At 30.5% G+C, this 21553-nt stretch carries 11 protein-coding genes; 2 read left to right on the forward strand and 9 right to left on the reverse strand.

Annotated elements, in window-relative coordinates; all coding sequences use genetic code 11:
* Positions 1-14: 14 nt before the first annotated feature.
* The 5 genes from BUB70_RS06100 to BUB70_RS06120 form a co-directional block, all read right to left on the reverse strand.
* Positions 15-1538, reverse strand: coding sequence for a glycoside hydrolase family 28 protein (locus tag BUB70_RS06100; protein ID WP_073119397.1), 1524 nt, complete (start codon positions 1536-1538; stop codon positions 15-17).
* A 5-nt stretch (positions 1539-1543) separates the two neighbouring features.
* Complete coding sequence (locus tag BUB70_RS06105) at positions 1544-3085, reverse strand: glycoside hydrolase family 28 protein (protein WP_073119400.1); 1542 nt, start codon at positions 3083-3085, stop codon at positions 1544-1546.
* A gap of 13 nt (positions 3086-3098) precedes the next feature.
* Positions 3099-5390 carry a GH92 family glycosyl hydrolase gene (locus BUB70_RS06110; RefSeq protein ID WP_073119806.1) on the reverse strand — a complete coding sequence of 764 codons (2292 nt, stop codon included), beginning with the start codon at positions 5388-5390 and terminating at the stop codon, positions 3099-3101.
* A gap of 170 nt (positions 5391-5560) precedes the next feature.
* A complete protein-coding gene (locus tag BUB70_RS06115) occupies positions 5561-7186 on the reverse strand; it encodes a RagB/SusD family nutrient uptake outer membrane protein (protein WP_073119809.1) in 1626 nt (541 codons plus the stop codon).
* A 26-nt stretch (positions 7187-7212) separates the two neighbouring features.
* Positions 7213-10266, reverse strand: coding sequence for a SusC/RagA family TonB-linked outer membrane protein (locus BUB70_RS06120; RefSeq protein WP_229742958.1), 3054 nt, complete (start codon positions 10264-10266; stop codon positions 7213-7215).
* A gap of 409 nt (positions 10267-10675) precedes the next feature.
* Between BUB70_RS06120 and BUB70_RS06125 the strand changes: the two genes are divergently transcribed.
* On the forward strand, positions 10676-11554 hold the full coding sequence (locus tag BUB70_RS06125) for an inositol oxygenase family protein (protein ID WP_073119404.1): 879 nt from the start codon (positions 10676-10678) through the stop codon (positions 11552-11554).
* 21 nt (positions 11555-11575) lie between these two features.
* On the forward strand, positions 11576-13147 hold the full coding sequence (locus BUB70_RS06130; RefSeq protein ID WP_073119406.1) for a solute:sodium symporter family transporter: 1572 nt from the start codon (positions 11576-11578) through the stop codon (positions 13145-13147).
* 157 nt (positions 13148-13304) lie between these two features.
* Here the strand turns inward: BUB70_RS06130 and BUB70_RS06135 are convergent, their stop codons facing one another.
* The 4 genes from BUB70_RS06135 to BUB70_RS06150 all read right to left on the reverse strand — a co-directional run bounded on the left by BUB70_RS06135 (position 13305) and on the right by BUB70_RS06150 (position 21480).
* Positions 13305-17291 (reverse strand): hybrid sensor histidine kinase/response regulator transcription factor, encoded by a 3987-nt coding sequence (locus BUB70_RS06135; RefSeq protein ID WP_229742957.1) that lies wholly within the window; start codon positions 17289-17291, stop codon positions 13305-13307.
* A gap of 590 nt (positions 17292-17881) precedes the next feature.
* Positions 17882-19534: an FAD-dependent oxidoreductase gene (locus BUB70_RS06140; RefSeq protein WP_073119812.1), complete on the reverse strand. Its 1653-nt coding sequence runs from the start codon at positions 19532-19534 to the stop codon at positions 17882-17884.
* Positions 19535-19617: 83 nt separating this feature from the next.
* A complete protein-coding gene (locus BUB70_RS06145; protein ID WP_073119410.1) occupies positions 19618-20382 on the reverse strand; it encodes a M90 family metallopeptidase in 765 nt (254 codons plus the stop codon).
* Positions 20383-20460: 78 nt separating this feature from the next.
* Complete coding sequence (locus tag BUB70_RS06150) at positions 20461-21480, reverse strand: glutamine synthetase beta-grasp domain-containing protein (protein WP_073119413.1); 1020 nt, start codon at positions 21478-21480, stop codon at positions 20461-20463.
* Positions 21481-21553 lie beyond the last annotated feature (73 nt).

The following is a 21553-nucleotide window of genomic DNA, read 5'->3' on the forward strand; positions in this document are numbered from 1 at the left end:
TGTTTGTTGATTATTTATAAATGCTCTGTTAAAAGCTTGGTTTCTTTATCTACACTAGTTTTAGTTGAGTTTGTTAATATGATTTGTCCTTTTTCTCTTGTAGGAGTATCAATATTATTCATCTCTAGCCCTTCTACATCATCAAAAATAAAAGCCGGTCTAAAGTCTTTATTCTCTAATGTTAATTTTACATTTTTAAATGTAATACCTTTTACATGACGAACGTAAAAACCATAAGCTGGTAATTCTCCAAACATAGAAAACTCAGGATAATCTTGAATTCTTTCAGGTACGTTCATTAGGTGAGTTAAGGGAACATATGCAATTTCTTTTTGAGAAAGTCCAGGATAAGAAATTTCAACATTTTCTATTACTACATTTTCTATATTATGATTTGGAACTCCAACAATTGAAGAAGGAAAAGTATTATGTGCTTCTCTAACCTCAGGACCACTCATTTCGTATCCAGCATCTGGTCTTCCTAAAGGAACTTGCACTTTTATATTTTTTATATGAATGTTTTTTGCCGTTCCAATAGACTCTCCACTTCTGTGTCCTAATCTTATAAAAATAGCATTCCCAGTATTTACAGCATTAATATTAGAAACATTTATGTTTTCAATATGACCTCCATCTACAGACTCAATAGCAATAGCAGAACGAAAAGTATCGTAAATTTCCATATTTTCTATGGTTACATTTTTGAAACCTCCCGAAGAAGCCGTTCCCAATTTAATAGCACTTGCGCTAGAACGAACTTTACAGTTTGCGATGTATATATTTTCACACAACATATTACTTGTGCTAGATTTTAAACAAATTCCATCGTCTGCAGCATCTACAAAACAATTGGTAATTCGTGCATTTTTACAATCGGTTAAATCAATTCCATCATTATTTAAAAAAGTAGTACTCTTTACTTTAATATTATCAATAATAATGTTAGAACTATTTCTAAAATCCTGAATCCAACACAATCCGTTTTTTAAAGTAATATCTTTAACAGTAATATCATCACAATCATAAACATATAACATCATTGGACGATTTCTTTCAGCTGGTCTTTGTTGATGCCAAGGATTGTATTGTTGCCATTCGTGATCTTCTAGAGTACCAGCATGTAACATTTTGTAAATATCTTTAATCAATTCACGTCCATTACCATCAATAGTTCCTGTTCCAGTGATGGCAATATGATATTGTCCTTTGGCAACAATTAAAGGAGATGCTTTTTCAGGACCATAATCTATACGTTTAGCACTTCCCAACAACACTGCATGTTTTGTTAAATGCAAGGTTACATTAGATTTTAAATGTAGTACACCCGTTAAAAAAGTCCCTTCGGGAATAATTACTTTTCCGTCACCACTTTTAGAAGCTTCGTTAATAACCTGTTGAATTATTTTTGTGTTATCTGTTTTTCCGTCACCAATGGCTCCAAAATCAACAATATTAAAAGCTTTAGGTCCAGCCATAACTAGTGTTGAAACAAAAAACATGATAAACACAACTCTTTTATGTAGGGTAGATACTTTCATTTTTTCTATTTTATTATTTTTATTTCCGATTCGTTTATTTTTAAAGTTGGATTCGTCACTTCTTTTAAAGCAATTTCTTTTTTATGAGTCTTAGGTAGACTTATTTTTTCCATCCATAACCCCTCTACATCATCAAAAACAAAAGCGGGTCTAAAATCATCTTCCTCTAAATTCAACTTTATATTTCTAAACGTAATTCCTTTGGCATAACGAACATAAAATCCCCAAGCTGGTAACTCTCCAAACATAGAAAACTCAGGAGAACTTTTAATTTCTTTAGGTACTTGTTCTAAACGGTTTAAAGGAACGTATGCCATTCCTTTAAAAGATTTTCCGGGGTAGGATATCTCTATATTTTCTATGTTCACACTTTCTACAGAATGCCCAGGAATCCCAACAATAGATGCTGGAAATGGATTGTGAAAAAAGTTTACCTCAGGTCCTCTTAACTCATAGTTAATATCTGGTCGACCAAACGGTACTTGAACTTTTATATTTTTAATATTGATGTTTTTAACCACTCCTGGTTTTTCACCATCTCTATGTCCTAAACGAATAAAGATGGCATTCCCTGTATTGATTGCTTCAATGTTATTAACGTTTATATTTTCTATGGTAGCCCCATCTACTGACTCTATAGCAATGGCAGAACGAAACGTGTCAAAAATTTTAATATTTTCTATAATTACATTTCTAAAACCTCCATAAGACGCTGTTCCAAACTTAACAGCACTAGCACTAGATCTTATGGTACAATTTGCTATATAAATTCCATCATTACTATGTCCTGGATAATATGATTTTAAACAAATTCCATCATCCGCTGCATTGATATCACAATTGGTTATGCGAACATTTTTGCAATCTGTAATATCAATTCCATCATTATTCCAATATGAACGATTTACTACTGTTAGGCCATCAATATTTAAATTTTCACTCAATTCAAATGAAAGTCCCCAACAAGAAGCTTCTCCCACATACAAATCTTTGATATCAATATTTTTACACTGAGAAAAACGAAATAATTTCGGTCTCATGGTTTCGTTAGGTCTATGTCTTCTGTAATTATAATTTGGATCTACTTGAATACCTGCATGATGTAAACTATCAATATGTAAAGCCAATTTTAATCCTTGCCCATCAATTTTACCTTTCCCTAAAAGCTTTATGTTATTGGCTTTATTCGCTAAGATTAAAGCCATTTGGGAATTATCATCTTTTTTAGGAGAATCTGGCCTCCCTTCAAAATTCATTTTATAGTAATCGTTAGGATTCGTACTTCCTAACAATACTGAACCTTCTTCAAAAAATAAAGTTACATTGCTTTTTAACTCTATACTTCCTGATAAAAAATTTCCTTTAGGAAAAACAACCATTCCTCCATTTTGCGAAAAAGCTTTATCTATGGCTTTTTGAATGGATTTAGTGTTTAAAGTAATTCCATCTCCTACTGCCCCAAAATGCTCTATATTTAAAGTGCTTTTCTGGGCGAATGAAGGATGAAATCCTAAAAAGAAAATCAATAAATGAAGTAAATATTTCATATAAAGGTTTTATTTATTTTGACATTTGTAGCTCTAAAACTCCTCCATTAACAATATCATCATGATGAATTTTATGAGTATTTATAGTAGTATTATTTAGCTGAATATTTTTTACATATACATTTTCTGGACTGTTGTTCTTGGTCTTAATTTCAAAAGTTTTTCCTTTGTAATAATCATTATTTAGTTCGATAGTAATTTTATCAAAAATGGGACTTCCTATTTGATATTCAGGATTTTCTTCGGTTCCTCCATTCATTTGAAACAATCCTATTTTCATCAAAACAGCTAAACTTCCCATCAACCCCTGATCTTCGTCTCCATTATAACCACTTGCATGACTTAAACCTGAAAACACTTTTTCTATTATTTTTCTTGACCAATATTCTGTTAAGTCAGGCCTACCCAATTGTTGAAAAATAAAAGCAGTTTGTATAGAAGGTTGATTTCCATAATTAATAGGAATTCTACTATATTCTGGATGTAATTCTGCAGCATGAGAATCTCCAGATGTAAACCCTAATTTTTCTGCTTCTTCAAATTGTGTATTCAATTTTTCAACAGCTTTTTTATTTCCTCCCATCAACTTAGCTAATCCTAAAAGATCATGTGGTACAAACCAAGTAGCTTGTGCTCCATTAGCTTCTATAAAACCATGTTGATATTGGTAAGGATCATAATTTTCGATCCAACCTCCGTTTACATTTTTAGGATGAATCCATCCTGAATTTAAATCAAATAAATTTTGATAATTTTTAGATCTTTTACTGAAATACTCAGCATCTTCTTGCTTTCCTAGCTTTTTAGCCAATTGTGCCAAGGCCCAATCTTGATAAGCATATTCTAAGGTTAAACTTGCTCCATCTTGATGTGATCCAAAATCTCCATCTGGTAATGGATAAGGAACAAATCCTTTTTCTAAATAATATTTTAAACCACCACCAAAATTTGTTTTATGCTCATATCCGGCTCTTTCCATAATTCCGCCTGGCATGTGATTCTTTTTTAAAGCTTGGTAAAAAGAATCAACATTTTCTTTTATCAATCCTTTTTGAATAGCACTTACTATAAAAGGTGTTGAAGAAGCTCCTGTCATTACAAAAGTGTAATTTCCTCCTGAAGGACCTCTAGGAATCATACCACCATCTTCATAATATTGCATTAAAGACTGAGAAAATTCCTCCATTATTTCTGGATATACCAATCCCCATAAAGTATTAATAGTCCATTGAGCTCCCCAAAAAGAATCTGAATTATAATGATTAAACAATGGTTTTCCTTTATTATTTAAAGGCAATTGACCTATTCTAAATGCTGCTCCTGTATTATCTGGATACGCTCCATTTACATCACTAATAATTCTTCTTCCTTGTAAAGCATGCCACAAATCTGTATAAAATCTATGTTGATCTTGTTCAGTTCCTCCTTGAACTTTAATTCTTCCTAATAAAGAATTCCACTCATCTTTAGAATCTTGAATTACTTGATTAAAATTCCAATGAGGTAATTCTTCCTGAATATTTTTAGTTGCATTTTCTACTGAAGTGTAAGAAACACCAACCTTCATTAAAACTGGAGATGCTGTGTTTTTTATATTGATTAAGTAATTTCCTGTCTGTTCATCTTTTACTAAGGCTGAGATAGGAACATTTAATTTAATTTTAAAATATATATTTAATTGCTTAGGGCGTCTATGTGTGGGAGTTGCTATTAATTTACCTGACAACTCACTTTCTCCTACTTGCGTTAACGCTCCTGCTACATTATTATTAGGCCCTAAGATGGTATTTAAGTTGAAAAGGATACCTGCCTCTTTATTTTTTGGAAACGAATATTGGTGAAACCCAACTCGTTTTGTACTTGTTAATTCTGCCTTAATTTGATATCTATCCAACAGTAATGAATGATACCCGGGCTTAATATTTTCTGTTTTATGATTAAAACTAGAATAGAAATCGGTAAAAATATTAACTTTATTTTCTTCCGAAAGAATAATCGGCATTACCGATAAACCTGACATTTGCCAAGCGTGTATATGACTAAATCCTTTAATAGTATCTGTGTTGTACCTGTAACCACTTCCCCATGCCCCATCAATTTCGGTATCTGGACTTAAGTTGACCATTCCAAATGGACGACTTGCTGATGTAAAGAAAAACCATCTTGAATTTTCTGTATCTAACAAAGAGTAAACTTTGTCTACATAATTTTCTATGACAACCGTTTTCTTTATTTCTTGTGAACAAGAAATAAGAAAAAGGAAAATCCATCCAATCCAAGCTTTTTTAAAAACATGTATTTTCATTATTTTTAGTGGCTTTACTTCCATAGGATTTTTAGTTACCTAATTTGACACTCATCATCAAATTATTTTAAAAGAATATAAGCAGGCAATTGCTCACCTGCCTATATCTTAAACTAACTTTAAACTAACTCAAATAATAAAGACTAAAAGTCCTTATATTTTATAAATTCTTATAGAGGATTTTGCGTAATAGTACCTTGAGAATTATCAATCTCGCGTTGAGGTATTGGTCTCAACAAGTTTTTAGCATTTAAAGCATTATTTAATTTTGCATGAGGATTGTGCTCTAAAGTACGCTCTATTAACTTTCCTGTTCTCTTTAAATCCATCCATCTGTTTACTTCTCCTGTTAATTCTCTAGCTCTTTCATCAAGAATAAAATCTAAATCTACTTCTGTTGGAAGTACTGGGGTGATTAAACCTGCTCTAGATCTTAAAGTTGTAAGTCTAGCTGCAGCAGTAACTGGATCAGAATCTCCTAAATAAGCTTCAGCTGCAATTAAATATGCTTCTCCACTTCTCATCATTACCATATCTCTTTCTCCCTGAGAAGGTTGATCTGGTTGCGTAAAAGGAACACTTGGATCATCAAACTTTTTAAACTTTGGGAAATGAGTATTTGTTACTCCATCATTAGTAAAATAAGTACCCGGATTAATTACTGCATAAGGAACTGCATCTATAGCTGCTTGAGACCATGCTGTTTTAGGAAAATACATAGCAGTATCGCCAACCATTATATTCATAGTAACGTCTCCTTTTGTAACTGTATCATCTTCATTTGCATACAAAACTCTTGCAAAAGTTGCTTCAGCTCTTTCATCATCATCTTCAAAAAGTGAATAATAAAAAGGTGTTGGCATGGTTCCTAAACCTTGTACTGATTTAAATAATCCTGGGTAATCATAAAACCTAAACTGATACTTCATATGTCTAGAATTTCCCCATCCTCTACTTACAGAATTATTCCCAAATAAGTAAGAAAATATTACTTCAGAATTACGCTGATTATCAATACTTACCAAATTTTCAAAAGCCCCAACTAAATCATGATTCGCTATTACAGTTTCCGCTAACGCAGCTGCATCAGCAAAATCAGTTGCTCCAGCAAATGATTTATACCCTCTTGTTAACAATACTTTTGATAACAAATGTCTTACGGCATCTTTAGACACCTTACCATATTTTGCTGGATTCTGATCTAATACAGGTAATGCCTCATTAAGATCATTTATAATTTGTGCATATACCTGTTCCTCTGATGCTCTGGTAAATTCTGTTTGTGCTGTGGTAATTTGATTTAAAACCAAAGGTACACCTCCATAATTCTCTACCAACTGAAAGTAAGACATTGCTCTAAAAAACTTTGCCTCTGCTACTCCAGTATTCTTATCAGCATCATCAAGACCACTAATATCAGCTTCTGCAGCATTAATTACCGTATTTGCAGATGCTATAATTCTATATTGATTATCCCAATACACTCCTATAGCCCAGTTCTGTGAATTTAATTTTACATAATCATTTAGTTCATCCGTTCCTGTAATAGGAGATGATCTAGTAATAATATCTGTACCTAAATCCTCTAAAGCATAGTATAAATCAGAAGTATAATAAGTAGAGGTTTCTCTAGCTCTTTCATAAATTGTATTAACCATCTGACCATATATAGCTCCATCAATATTTTCTACACTTAGAGCAGTGTTATTCTCTTCTTCTAAATAACTTTCACAACTTGTACTTAAAACCCCTATGGTTAAAAGCAACGCTATTATTTTATGTTTATTTTTTTTCATCTTTTTAAAATTTAATTCAACAATCATTAGAAACTTAAGTTAAGACCTGTCATGAATGTACGAGACATAAACGCTGCACCCCATGAGTTTCTACCTGCTCCTTCAGGATCCCAACCATCATAATTTGTAAACACAAATGGATTTTGTACTGTTGCATACAATCTTAAACTACTAATTTTAAGCTTATCTAAAATAGTTGAAGGAATCTTATATCCTAAAGTCATATATCCAACTTTAACAAATGAAACATCCTTATATTTAATAGCATCTTGATAGTTACCTCCATTACCTGGTTGATACCAAGAATTGATTGGATTTGTAGGTGTCCAATAATCTACATCATAAGCATTAAATAGTCTTGAAGGATCTCCATCATAAGGGAATGATAAATTACTATGGAAATTACTTTTTACTTTATTTCCTTGACTAATGTTTACAAAGAATGAAAAATCAAAATCTTTATAATTTAAAGTATTTGTAATACCTCCTGTCCATTTTGGAGTAACCTGTCCTATTACTTTTCTATCATTGTCAGCATCAATACTTCCATCATTATTTAAATCTCTAACCTTAACTTGACCAGGTCTTTGACCATAAACAGCAGCTTCTGCAGCTTCATCTAATTGCCAAATTCCAATGTATTCATAATCATAAAGAGAACCTATAGACTCACCTACTCTATGAATAAAGTTAGTTCCTTGTCTATTAAATATAATATCTGCATTTGTACCATATAATCTATCTAAAGTGTTTTTATTAGCAGCAAAGTTTAAATTGGTTGTCCATTTAAAGTCTCCTGTATTGATATTTGTAGAGTTTAAACCAACCTCAATTCCCTTATTTGTAGATTCACCAATATTTTTTAATATAGTAGGAAAACCTGTTACAGATGGTATACCTGTTCTAAAAATAATATCAGAATTTTTTCTATTGTATACATCTATAGAACCGTTGATTCTATTATTTAAGAAAGCAAAATCAAAACCTACGTTTATCTCACTTGTTCTTTCCCACTTAAGATCCTTATTTGCTAAGTTTGATATGTATAATGATGGAGTCGCTTGATCACCTAAATTAGTAGCACTACTTGATAGTAATGATTGAGATCCTAACGGTACTAATCCACCACCTGCTCCATTATTTCCTGTTTGACCATAACTTAATCTAAGTTTTGCATTGGTCAATATATCTTGAGATTTCATAAAATCTTCTTCCATTATTTTCCATGCAAAGGCTACAGATGGGAAAAAAGCCCATTTATTTCCTTCAGCAAGTATAGAAGCACCATCATATCTACCTGTCAAAGTAACCAAGTACTTATCCATTAAACTATAATTTACTCTAGCCGTATATGATTCTAAAGTTGATTTCTCAAAACTACTAGAAACATCTCTAATATCTAAACCAGCCCCTAAATTATAGAATGTGAATTCGTCTGTTGTAAAGTTTCTTACTTGAGTATAATAACCTTCAGAACGTTGCATATATCTTGAAAACACTCCGGTAAAATCTATAGCATGTACTCCACTCTCTAATTTATAATTCAAGATATTATCCCAAGAATATGACACCGAATTATGATTATTTACTTGAGCTCTTCTATTTGCAGGATTACCTACAACACTTTTTGAATATAATCCTCTGTACTCTCCATATCTAGTATATTTAATATTTGGAGAAAATTTTGTGGTAAGGGTTAGTCCCTCTATAGGTTTTACTTGCAAAGCAATATCACCAATATATTGTAAATATTTAGTTTCCCTAGTGATGTTATCTGCCTCAAACAATGGGTTGGTAACTTGATTTTCTTTTTGAGTTGGAAAAAAACGTAAAGAACCATCGTCATTATATGGACGACCAATAGGCTTTAATCTGTATGAACTTCTAAAACCTTCATAACTTCCTTCATTCTGTATAGCATTGGTAATATGATTACTAACACTTAAATTCAACCACTTAGTCAAATCACTCTTTAAACTACCTCTAACATTGTATCTAGTAAAATCTTCACCTTCTAAAGATCCTTCATCTGTGGTGTAACCCATACCTACAGAATAAACAGTCTTATCTGTACCTCCACTTAAACTAACTGTATGGTTTGTTTGAAATCCTTTTTTCAACATTAAATCTACCCAATCAGTACTTACTCCATCAGCCACATTTTGCATTTCTTCTGCATCTAACCAATTAGACAAGTTAACATCTCCTCTTCTATAATTAAGGTTTCCAGATGCAAATTGATTCCCTACTACTACATCCTTAAGATACTCTACATACCCAGGACCATCTTGTACAGAAGGTAAATGATAAGCTTGTTTAAAACCAACATAATTACTATAATCAACTCTTAAAGCCCCTGATTTACCACGCTTAGTTTCAATCAATACAACTCCATTACTACCTCTAGAACCATAAATAGCAGTTGCAGAAGCATCTTTTAAAATATCCATTCTACTAATATCTGCAGGATTCAAGAATGAAATATCGTCCACAAAAATTCCATCTACAATAAATAATGGGTTCTGACCTGGGGTAAACCCTCCTTGGCTGGCAGTTTCATTATCGTTAATAGTACTTGCTCCACGAATACGAATATTAAATCCACCTGAACCTGGTTTATTATTTGTACGCTGAACTACAACCCCAGGAGCTTGTCCTTGTAAAGCAGATATCGCATCCACTTTATTTGTTTTTTCTATTGACTCAGCATCCATTGAAGCTACAGAACCTGTTAAATCTTTTCTTTTAACAGTACCATAACCAACAATAACTACTTCATCTAACTCTGTATTACTTTGTTCTAATTTTACACTTAATTTAGCTTGTCCTGCATAAGCTATTTCTTTAGTTGTGTACCCTACATATGAAACTGCTATAACATCTCCATTGCTAGCAGTAATTTCAAAGTTACCATCAAAATCTGCTATTGTTCCTTTTGAGGTTCCTTTAATAATGACATTAGCTCCAGGAACTGGAATATCATTCGCATCCGTTACAACTCCCGTCACTTTACTTTGTGCCCATGAAGTTGATGAAAAACATAGCACTACGGCTATCATTAAAAGTTTAAGTTTCTCCATTTTATTTTGTTTAGTTAATAATTGTTTTACACTTACCATATATTATAATCATCCGATAAATAAATATCGTAAGCATTTGATAAAATTAGCAGAGATTTCTTTTTTTGAAATGGACATTTTATTCAAAAACATGGATAACTAACAATTATTTAATGATTATGATTTTTAGTTACGAAAACCACAAACAAAAAACACTTTCATTATTTTATTAATATTTAAAAAACAAAAAATCCATGTTTTTGCATAAAATATCCATATAGAAAATAAGCAACATTCTTAATTTGGATTTCTGTATTTCACTGATTCTTAATCAGTAAATCCCAAACTATAATTCTTTACCATACTTTAATACATCAAAGAATTTAGTCATTACTTCAAAAGAAATTATTTAATCCAAACTTTATATACAATGAAAAATAAAACAAATAATAGCATCAACAATCCTATGGATAATATTGATGATTGGGAAGAAAACTTAATAGAACGTTACCCAGATCCTGAAACACCAGCAAAAGAAAAAGAAGAATTTAGAAATTATGTTGATTCTGAAAGAGTGGATACTGTTAAGGAATTTTACCGCATCAACCACATCAACCAAACGTATGATTTTGTATGTAAAAAAGAAGAAGAATTCTTAAAATTTGATAAAAAAGAGATGTCTTTATGGGAAGCTGTTGACTTCTTAAATACTTTAGTTGATGATAGTGATCCTGATATTGATTTAGACCAACTTCAACATTTATTACAAACTTCTGAAGCAATTAGAGCTGATGGACATCCGGATTGGTTTGTGTTAACAGGTTTTTTACATGATATAGGTAAAGTACTTTGTTTGTTTGGAGAACCACAATGGGCAGTAGTAGGTGATACCTTTCCTGTAGGTTGTAAATTTTCTGACAAAATTGTTTATCCAGAATTTTTTGAACAAAACCCAGACAGTAAGGATGAAAGATATAATACCAAATATGGTGTATACACTCCTAACTGCGGTTTAGATAATGTAAAAATGAGCTGGGGACATGATGAATACTTATATCAAATACTAAAAGACTATTTACCAGAACCCGCTTTATATATGATTCGTTATCATTCTTTCTACTCTCAACATAGAGAAGAAGATTACAATCATTTAATGAATGAAAAAGACCTTGAAATGTTTGAATGGGTGAAAAAATTCAATCCATATGATTTATACACCAAAGCTCCTGTAAAACCAGATGTAAAAGCTTTAAGACCATATTATGAAGCTTTGGTTTCTAAATACCTACCCGAAGTATTAAAATTTTAACCCTAACTAAAAACTTTTACCATGCTATTTACCTATTTAGGATTTTTTGGATTTACATTATTTGTTATTTTTTATACTACTTATAAACTTAGAAAAGACAAGTTCACTACCTCTAAAGGTTATTTTTTAGCTGGTAAAAGTTTAACAGGTCCTATTATAGCAGGATCAATGATTTTAACCAATATTTCTACCGAACACTTAATTGGTATGAATGGTAGTTCTTATAAAAATGGAATTATTGTCATTGCATGGGAAGTAACTTCTGCCATCGCTTTGGTCATTGCCGCCATCTTCTTTATTCCAAAGTTTATTAAAATGGGATTAACCACTATTCCAGAATTTTTAGAAAAAAGATTTGATGGAGCCATTAGATCCGTGGTGGCCTTTTTATTAATGTCTTCATTTGTGATTACCCTTTTACCAATTGTGTTATATTCTGGAGCCATTAACATAGAAAGTGTTTTTGATTTTTCTGTTATTTTTAATATTAGCAAAGAAGAGTCTTTAATATATACAGTTTTAGTTATTGGTATTATTGGTTCTTTATACGCCATTTTTGGTGGATTAAAAGCTGTGGCGTATTCTGATTCTTTAAATGGAGTTGGATTGATGCTTGGTGGATTGTTAATTCCTGTAATTGCATTATTTCAAATTGGTGATGGAGATTTTTTTAGCGGATTAAGTACTGTCTATAATTTTGCACCAGACAAGTTTGACATTATCGGTAAACCTGACTCCGTACTTCCTTTTTCTGTCCTATTCACAGGATTAATGATTAATCAGTTATATTTTTGGGGAATGAACCAGGCCATAGTCCAAAGAGCTTTTGGTGCTAAAAATTTGGTTGAAGCTCAAAAAGGATTGATTTATACAGGGGTTTTAAAACTATTTGTTCCAATTATTATTGTACTTCCTGGGTTAATTTCTTATTACTATTTTCAAGATAAATATTATGATACTCCAGATTTAATCTACCCTCTTTTAGTTAAAAAAGTATTACCTACCTATTTATATGGATTTTTTGCTGCGGTTATTTTAGGTGCTGTATTGAGTACTTTTAATAGTGTATTAAATTCTGCTAGTACCATTTTCTGTTTAGACATTTATAAGAAAAACATCAATAAAAATGTATCAGATAGCAATTTAGTAAAGTACGGTAAAATATCATCTGTAGTTTTGGCTATTATTGCCATTGCTGTAGCTCCTATGGTTGCTTATGCTCCTGAAGGATTATATCAGCTACTACAACAATTAAATGGAGTATTTTTTATTCCAATTTCATCTATTATTATTGCAGGAATCTTTTTTAAACAAATTAACACAAAAGGAGCCAAAGCTGGTTTATTTTTTGGATTTGTATTCTACATACTAACCACGTTCATTCTTCAGCTTGATATTCATTTTGTTCACTTATGGGGAATTGAGTTTGTGTTAAACTTTATTATCATGTTTTTAGTTTCTAAATTATTTCCAACAGCTGAAGACCATCCAGAAATGGACAAAGGAACAGAAGAAAAATCCTGGTCTAAAGTGAATATCGCCGGAATTATTTTAGTATTACTAACCATACTTATATACATATTATTATCGTAAATAAATTAGTTTCTAATTTTAAGAATTACTATTTAAATAAGGGTTTCATAAATAATTAGAATGAAAAACATTATATACTTTAAGTATTCTAATGAATTTTAAGAGGATTTATGAAACCCTTAAATATAGTTTTACATATGATATAAATATTAAGAATCTATTTTATTAAAGTACTTGGAGCCACTCCAAACTGTTTTTTAAAACACCTACTAAAATACAAAGGATCATTAAACCCTACCATATTAGCTACTTCAGAAACATTATAGTTTTTTGTTTGCAATAACTCTGCTGACTTTTTTAAACGAATGGTTCTTATAAACTCACTTGGAGACATATCTGTAAGTTGTGTAATTTTTCTATATAATTTAGAAGTACTCATTGCTAATTCCTCACATAAAAACCCCATCGTTAGATTAGGGTTTGCTATATGTTGTTCAATTAGCTCTTTTATGTTAGAAATCAAATCTATATCTATTTGAGAATGAGCTAATGTAATTACATCACTTTCTACTTCATCTGAAAAAGTCTTTTTTAAATTAAAATGAATTTTAATAATATTATCTATTCTAGATTTAAGAACAGAAGGATCAAAAGGTTTTACCAAATAATCATCTACCCCTATAGAATAACCTTTAATTCTATTTTCATTTTCTGCCAAAGCTGTTAAAAGAATAATGGCCGTATTACTTATATATTCATCTTGCTTTAGTGTCTCCACAAAATCAAAACCATTCATTACAGGCATCATAACATCTACCACACATAGGGCTGGTTTTACTTTTTTACATATTGCCAATCCTTCTTTTCCATTTTCTGCTTCATAAACCTTGTAATAAGTAGATAGATATTCCACTATATATTTTCTTAACTCTGTATTATCATCTATCACAACTATTTTATGCTTGATCTCTATACTTTTATCTATTTTTTTTACAGACTTATAAAAAGTATCATCTTGAAGTGGTAGTATAATTTCATGTTTATTTTCTTCTATTATAGCATCAAAAATTTCATTTTCTTGATAAGTATCTTTAGTAACAGGTAACTTCACAAAAAACACACTTCCATCATTTGGTATGCTTTTTACTTGAATTTCTCCTTTATGAATTTCTACCAAAGCTTTTACAAAAGACAAACCAATACCTGTACCCGTAGTATTTTTTTTACTGTTTTCTGCTTGATAAAATCTAGAAAATATTTTTTCTTGACTTCCTAAAGGAATTCCAATTCCATCGTCGCTAACTTCAATAATAAGATTTTTTTTATCATCATTTTCATAACCAACAAATAAGTCTACATTTCCATAATGATTGGTAAACTTCATGGCATTTGATAATAAATTAAAGAGTATTTTATCGTATTTATCTACATCCAACCAACACGTCTCTACCTCATGATCTATATTTAAATTAAAATGAATATCCTTTGATTGAGCATAAACCACAAAAGAATCAAAAACATTTTGAGTAATTTTAGCAACTTCAACTTTTGAAACTTTTAACTTTAACTGTCCTGTTTCTGCTTTTCTAAAATCCAAAATTTGATTTACTAATCTTAATAATCTATTTGCGTTTAAGTATATTAAATCTACCCTACTCTTGGCATATTCATTTTTAGCATTTAGTTCTAATAATTGTTTTATAGGTCCTAGAATTAAAGTTAATGGTGTTCTTAATTCGTGAGATATATTAGTAAAAAAACGAAGTTTTTCGTTATTTAATTTCTCTTCCCTTTCTCTTTTTACTTTCTCGTATAACAATTCTTGTCTTAATTTTATTTGTCTCCTTAAAAAATAAGCCAACAATACTAACACAACAGCTATTAAGAACAAACCTTTGTAAGTAAACCAAAAAGAAGGTAAAATTTTAATTTGATATTCTGATGTTTTACTCCAAATACCATCACTATTACTAGATCTTATTTTAAACACATAATCTTTTGAAAACAAATTGGTGTACTGTACAGTTCTTAAATCACTATTGGTTTCTATCCAATCTTCATCAAAACCTTCTAACATATACTCAAACTTATTAAGTCTTTGATTGCTATAACAAGGAGTTGAGAATTGAATTGAAAAATTTCTGTTATTATAGTCTAAAACTACATTTTTACCGTAGTTAATATCTTTTTTAAAAGGAACCTGCCCATCAATACGACCTCCAGGAACAATTTCTTTATTCTGAACTTTAAACTCAGTAATAATAGGTTTTGGAGCATAATGATTTTCCTTAATAGTATTTGGAGAAAAAGAAATAACACCATACTTACCTCCTATATATATTCTTGAATTATTGTAATTATAAAAACCAACTGAACTAAAAATATCCAACCTAGTCCCACTTTTTACATGATAAATATTAATGGTATTTAAATCTGTGTTATACTTACCAATAGTGTTATTATTGATGTTTAACCACAAAGAACCATCAACATCTAAAATCATGTCAGTAATCCATTTACCACTTAATTCTCTGGGTTCAGTAATCAATTCAAAATCATCTTTTTCTACAATATATTTTGCCAAACCAGCTCTGGTAGCTGCCCATACCTGTTTCTTAGAATCAATTAATATATCACTTAAATTATCTTGTGGAATTCCTCCTTTTTTATCAGGATTATATTGATATATTTTACTTTTTTTACTTGTATATTCATAATGAATCAAGCCTTCTTCAGCTGCAATCCACAAAGTTTCTCCATCTTTTTTAATTCTATTTATTTCATAATTTGGGAACAATCTTTCTGTACCTAATTTAACAGACTTCTTTTTGATATCAAACCAAACAATTCCTTCTCCAAAAGAACCAACAAGCATGGTGTTCTCATCATATTTTAAAAAAGTGGATATGGCAGCATTACGATTTCCTATATCTACAACTTTCGAGGTATTTTTTAAATAATCATAAATTAAAAGTTTTCCATTCCACAATCCACAATAGAAAATTTTACCATCAATAGTATAAATACTCGAAATGTCTTCTTTACAACTATACAAAGGCACAAAACTATTTTTATTAGTAATAAAAAGTCCATTGTGCCAGGTTGCTAAAATAACATGATTGTCATAAGTTTTAGCAAACCCTCTGTTTCTTGGGATCTGATTTTCAGTATAGAGAGAAATATCTTTATTTAAATGAATTTGATTTTCATATGGATCATACTTATCCAATCCATCTTCTGTTCCAATCCATAAAACTCCTGAGGGATCAAAATAAAGAGCTGATATTAAATTATCCACCAAAGAAGTTTCTTCTGTTAAAATAGAATAATGCCAATCAAACTCTCCTTTTACTAAATCTTCTAATTGATTAAAAACTAACAAACCCGATAAAGTCCCTAACCAATATTTTCCGTTAGGACTTCGTGCTATAGACAAAAAGTGTGGTCCTATTTTTTCTCTTAATTTTTCGTCTTTTATTTCTAAAGTTTCAAATACATTTTGAATCTTATTTAGCTTGTACAAACCATTTCTTGTTCCAACAAAAATGTCTGATTTAAAATCCTCATATATAAAATTTATATATGGATTTTTCTTTTTGTTTTTTTTAATTGTAAGAGTATAATGACTAACACTAGTAATTAAACCTTTTGCATCTAAAGAAATTTTAGCTATACCTGCTGTATCATAACTTCCTATCCATAAATCTCCATTTTTATCTTCAAAAATTTCTTTTATATAATAATAACTGGGAAGTTTTACTTTTTCAAACTTATTCTCATCAGGATAATAAATATATAATCCTTTATTTTTTGTACCAACCCAAATTCTTTTATACTTGTCTATATATATAGATCTAATTTCTTTATCAGGAAGACTATTAGGGTTGTTTTTGTCTGGTAAAAAAGTGGTGAATTTTTGAGTGCTAAGATCTAAAACGGTTAAACCAAATCTAGTACCAATCCAAAGATTATTTAAACTCTCATCATATTTCAACACAGTGATGTCATCATTATAAAGTTCTTCTTTGTTTAAAGAAGTACTTAAATAAGATTTAAATTGATATCCATCAAAACGATTAAGTCCCGAAAAAGTTCCTAACCAAAGAAAACCTTGTTTGTCTTGTACGATATGTCTAACCGAATTTTGTGAAATTCCATCTTTACTATTATAATGCTCAAATTTTAAACTTTGAGCAAACGACATAAAGTTTGAAATTAAAAAAAAGAGAAAGACTGTTTTTTTTATCATAAAAACATTTTATTTTCAAATTAACAAAAGACTAATTTACATTAAAACATCATTTTAAACTTGTTTATTTCATGTCTTATAAAATGATTATACACAGCTTCTTTTTGTTATAAACCACAATTAATCTTTCGCTTTTTATAACCTTCTAAAACTCTACATAAATAAGTTTTTTTTCTAAACATCAATCTACATATCAACATAAAAAATAATCACTACAAATACATTAAAAAACTTTCTTGAAAGATGATATTTGTTGTAGGTACAATATCAATATTTTTTTAGCAATAATGATTACTAACTCCTTCTGATAAAATTAGTCAGAATACTTTTAAAAAAATGGACTGAGACTTCAAAAGTATGGAATCATAATCGTAAACAACTGTTTTTAAACAGTTTCTATAGATTCAATTTCTATTAAGTACAAAACAAATACTTAATAGAAAACAAGAAGTTTATCTATCTAAACTTAACTTTCATTATTAAAAAACAGAAACAAAAAACCACAACGTGAGTGTTGTGGTTTTTTATACAAAATCATTCAGTCTTTAATATAATTTGTCCCAAATAGTAAAACCGCCTGATAAATTTTTAACATTTTTAAATCCTTTGTCTTTTAATAATAAATAAGATAAATATCCTCTCATTCCTTTAGCACAGTAAACAATTGTTAATTTATTTTTATCCAAGTTTAATAGTTTTTTAGCTCTAATAGTATCTAATTCAATATGAACTGCTCCAGGAAGCATGTAAGATTTTTCTATCTCTGCTTTGTTTCTAACATCTATTATTTGATAATTGTTTTCTAAATTATTCGTTAGTAAATCATGTAATTGATTAGAACCAATTTCATCATAACCGCCTTTATAAGCGTTTGAACTTACAAAACCAGTAACAATCACAGGATCTTTAGCTGGTGAAAAAGGTGGTGCATAAGCCAAGTCTAAATTTGATAAATCTTCTATACTTAATCCAGCATATATCGCTGTACTCATCACATCAATTCGTTTGTCAACCCCATGTTCTCCAAAAGCTTCGCAACCTAATATTTTACCAGTATGTGGAGCATAATAAGTCTCTATAATAATATCTTTTTGGTTTGGATAATAACTAGGAGTTGCTCCCGTAATAACAAGATTAGTTTTAAAATCTATGTTGTTTTTTATCATAAAATCAGGATTCAATCCTGTTCTTCCCAAAGTATAATCAAATACCTTTATAATGGCTGTTTTATAACCTCCTTTATACAATTCGTTACCACCTGCAGCATTGGCTCCTGCAGTTCTACCTCCTTTATTAGAATGAGTTCCTAAAGGTAAATAGTCATGTTCATTTGTTAAAATATTTTTGATACTTGCACAATCTCCCGCTGCATAAATATCTGGCAGAGAAGTTTCCATCTTTTGATTGACTTTTAAGGCCCCATTACCAATATGGGCTGCTCCTTTATTGGTTAACATTTCTGTATTGGGTTTAATCCCTACACTCATGATAACAAAATCAGTTTTTACCTCTTTTAAAGGAGTTGGAATGGAAAATATTTTACCTTGATTTACATTAAAGTCTTTAACAAAAGTATTTGTAATCACCTCTACACCATGAGTTTCTAATGTATTTTGAGCAAATTTTCTAAACTTACTTTCCCACATGGGTAATACACCATCACCTCCTTCTATGAGTGTTACTTTTTTACCTAATTCTATTAAATTTTCTACGACTTCAACACCTATCAAACCTGCTCCCATAATAGTCACATGATTTGCTTTATCAAGCACTCCTTTTTGAGTGATTTTATCAAAATCTTCTATAGTTCTACATGGCGACCAATTTTTAGCTTTTTCTATATTTTTAATAGGAGGAATAATAGTTTTAGCTCCTACGGTATAAATAAGCTTATCATAAAAATACTCACCCTTAGTAGTGATAACTTTATGTTCTAATGGATAAATATCTATAACTTCTTCTTCTAAATTCACATCAATATTAAACCTTTCTCTAAGTAAGTTAGCCTCTACAACAAGTAATTTTTCTCTTGTTTTTATTACACCAGACAAAGCATAAGGTATTCCACAAGTTGCATAGCTTATATTTTTACATTTCTCGAATAATTTAATATCTGCATCTTCATTTTGTCTTCTTGCTTTTGCAGCAGCAGAAGGACCTGCTGACAAACCTCCTATCACTATAATTTTTAACTTCATATCATCTAATTTGATCATATAAAGATACTTGTAGCCAATAAATCTATTAGTAACAAAGGTCACATATAAAGACTAAAAAGTATTTATTTTTTATTTTTAGAAAAACACATTTCCATCATTTTAAAAAGTTCAGGATGTTTACGTTTTAATAAATCTGGGCGTTCAAAAAAATATTCTGCAGCAACAGCAAAAAACTCTTGTTGATTAGTTCCTCCATAGGCTCTAATATCAGATTCGTTACTATTAATAGCTTCCATTTCATCATGGATTAATTTTAACCAAGGAATCACATAAGTATTTGACAACAAAGCACTAGGAATACCATCTACTACTCCATCAGATTTATCAATTAAGTGAACAAATTCATGTATGGCTGTATTATTTTTATCTGTATTATTTTTAAATCCTTGATGTAAAGCTTTGCGAGATAAAATCATTTGATTTTCATACCTCCCAGAACCAATCATTCCAGCCACAATACGATTTTCCCCTTGATACATTAAATCTGTATTAAAGTTATCTGGATAAATAATAACAGATGACAAATTACGATACTGCCAAGAATCAAAATAAAAAACTGGAATAACAGCACTTGCTGCTACCAATACAATATCTAGAGTTTCTAACTCAAAACCAACTACATCTATATAAACCTCTTTTAAAAATGTTTTAACCTTTACTCTAAAAAGCTCTTTCTCTTTTTTGTCAAGTTTTTGATAAAACAAAACATTAGCTTCTAGTATTTCATCTAAATCAATAGGAATCTTTGCTTTCTTATTCGGTTTGTCTTTTTGGTAACTATAAATACCCAACACCAAAATTATAGTAACTATTATTGCGATAATCATTTTTTAAAAATAGCTATTTCTCACAAAAAAAGCCCTGCATGTTGCAGGGCTTTAAATATATTTTTTGCTTGTTATTTATTAGCAAACAGTTTTAACTGTTTTAATAATACGTGCAGCAATTTTGTATGGATCTCCGTTTGAAGCAGGACGACGGTCTTCTAACCATCCTTTGTATCCTTTTTCTACAGCGATGATTGGAATACGTATAGAAGCTCCTCTATCTGATACTCCCCAAGAGAAATCAGTAATAGCAGCAGTTTCGTGCTTACCAGTTAAACGTTGATCGTTAAACTCTCCATATACTTCAATGTGTTCTTTTACATAAGGACGGAAAGCTTCACAAATCTCAGCATATTTTTCTTTAGAACCACAAGTTCTTAATACTGAGTTAGAGAAGTTGGCATGCATTCCTGAACCATTCCAGTCCATATCTTTTCCTAATGGTTTTGGGTGATACTCAATGTACATTCCTCTACCTTCAGTTAAACGATCTAATAAATATCTAGCAACCCAAATTTCATCACCTGCTTTTTTAGCTCCTTTAGCAAATAATTGGAATTCCCATTGTCCAGAAGCAACCTCTTGGTTAATTCCTTCAAAGTTTAATCCAGCTTCAATACATAAGTCAGCATGTTCTTCTACTAAATCACGTCCGTGAGTGTTTCTACCTCCAACTGAACAGTAGTACATACCTTGTGGCTTAGGGTATCCTCCTCTTGGGAATCCTAAAGGTAATTCAGTTTCAGTGTCCATGATAAAATATTCTTGCTCAAATCCAAACCAGAAATCATCGTTATCATCATCAATAGTAGCACGTCCATTAGACTCGTGTGGAGTTCCATCAGCATTGTATACCTCAGTCATTACTAACCACCCATTGATTCTTGCAGGATCAGGATAAATAGCTACTGGCTTTAAGATACAGTCAGAAGATCCTCCTTCTGCTTGTTGTGTAGATGAACCATCAAAAGACCAATTTCCAATTTCTTCTAAAGTTCCTTGGAAGTTTTCATGATCCTCAACTTTAGTTTTACTTCTTAAGTTTTGAGTTGGATAGTATCCATCTAACCAGATGTACTCTAATTTAATTTTAGCCATAATAAAATATTATATTTAATAAAAGTTTCGTTTTTATCTTTAATGAAAGCAAATATAAAATAATTATTCGAAC

The organism is Wenyingzhuangia marina (assembly GCF_900130035.1).
GTDB classification, from domain to species: Bacteria; Bacteroidota; Bacteroidia; order Flavobacteriales; family Flavobacteriaceae; genus Wenyingzhuangia; species Wenyingzhuangia marina.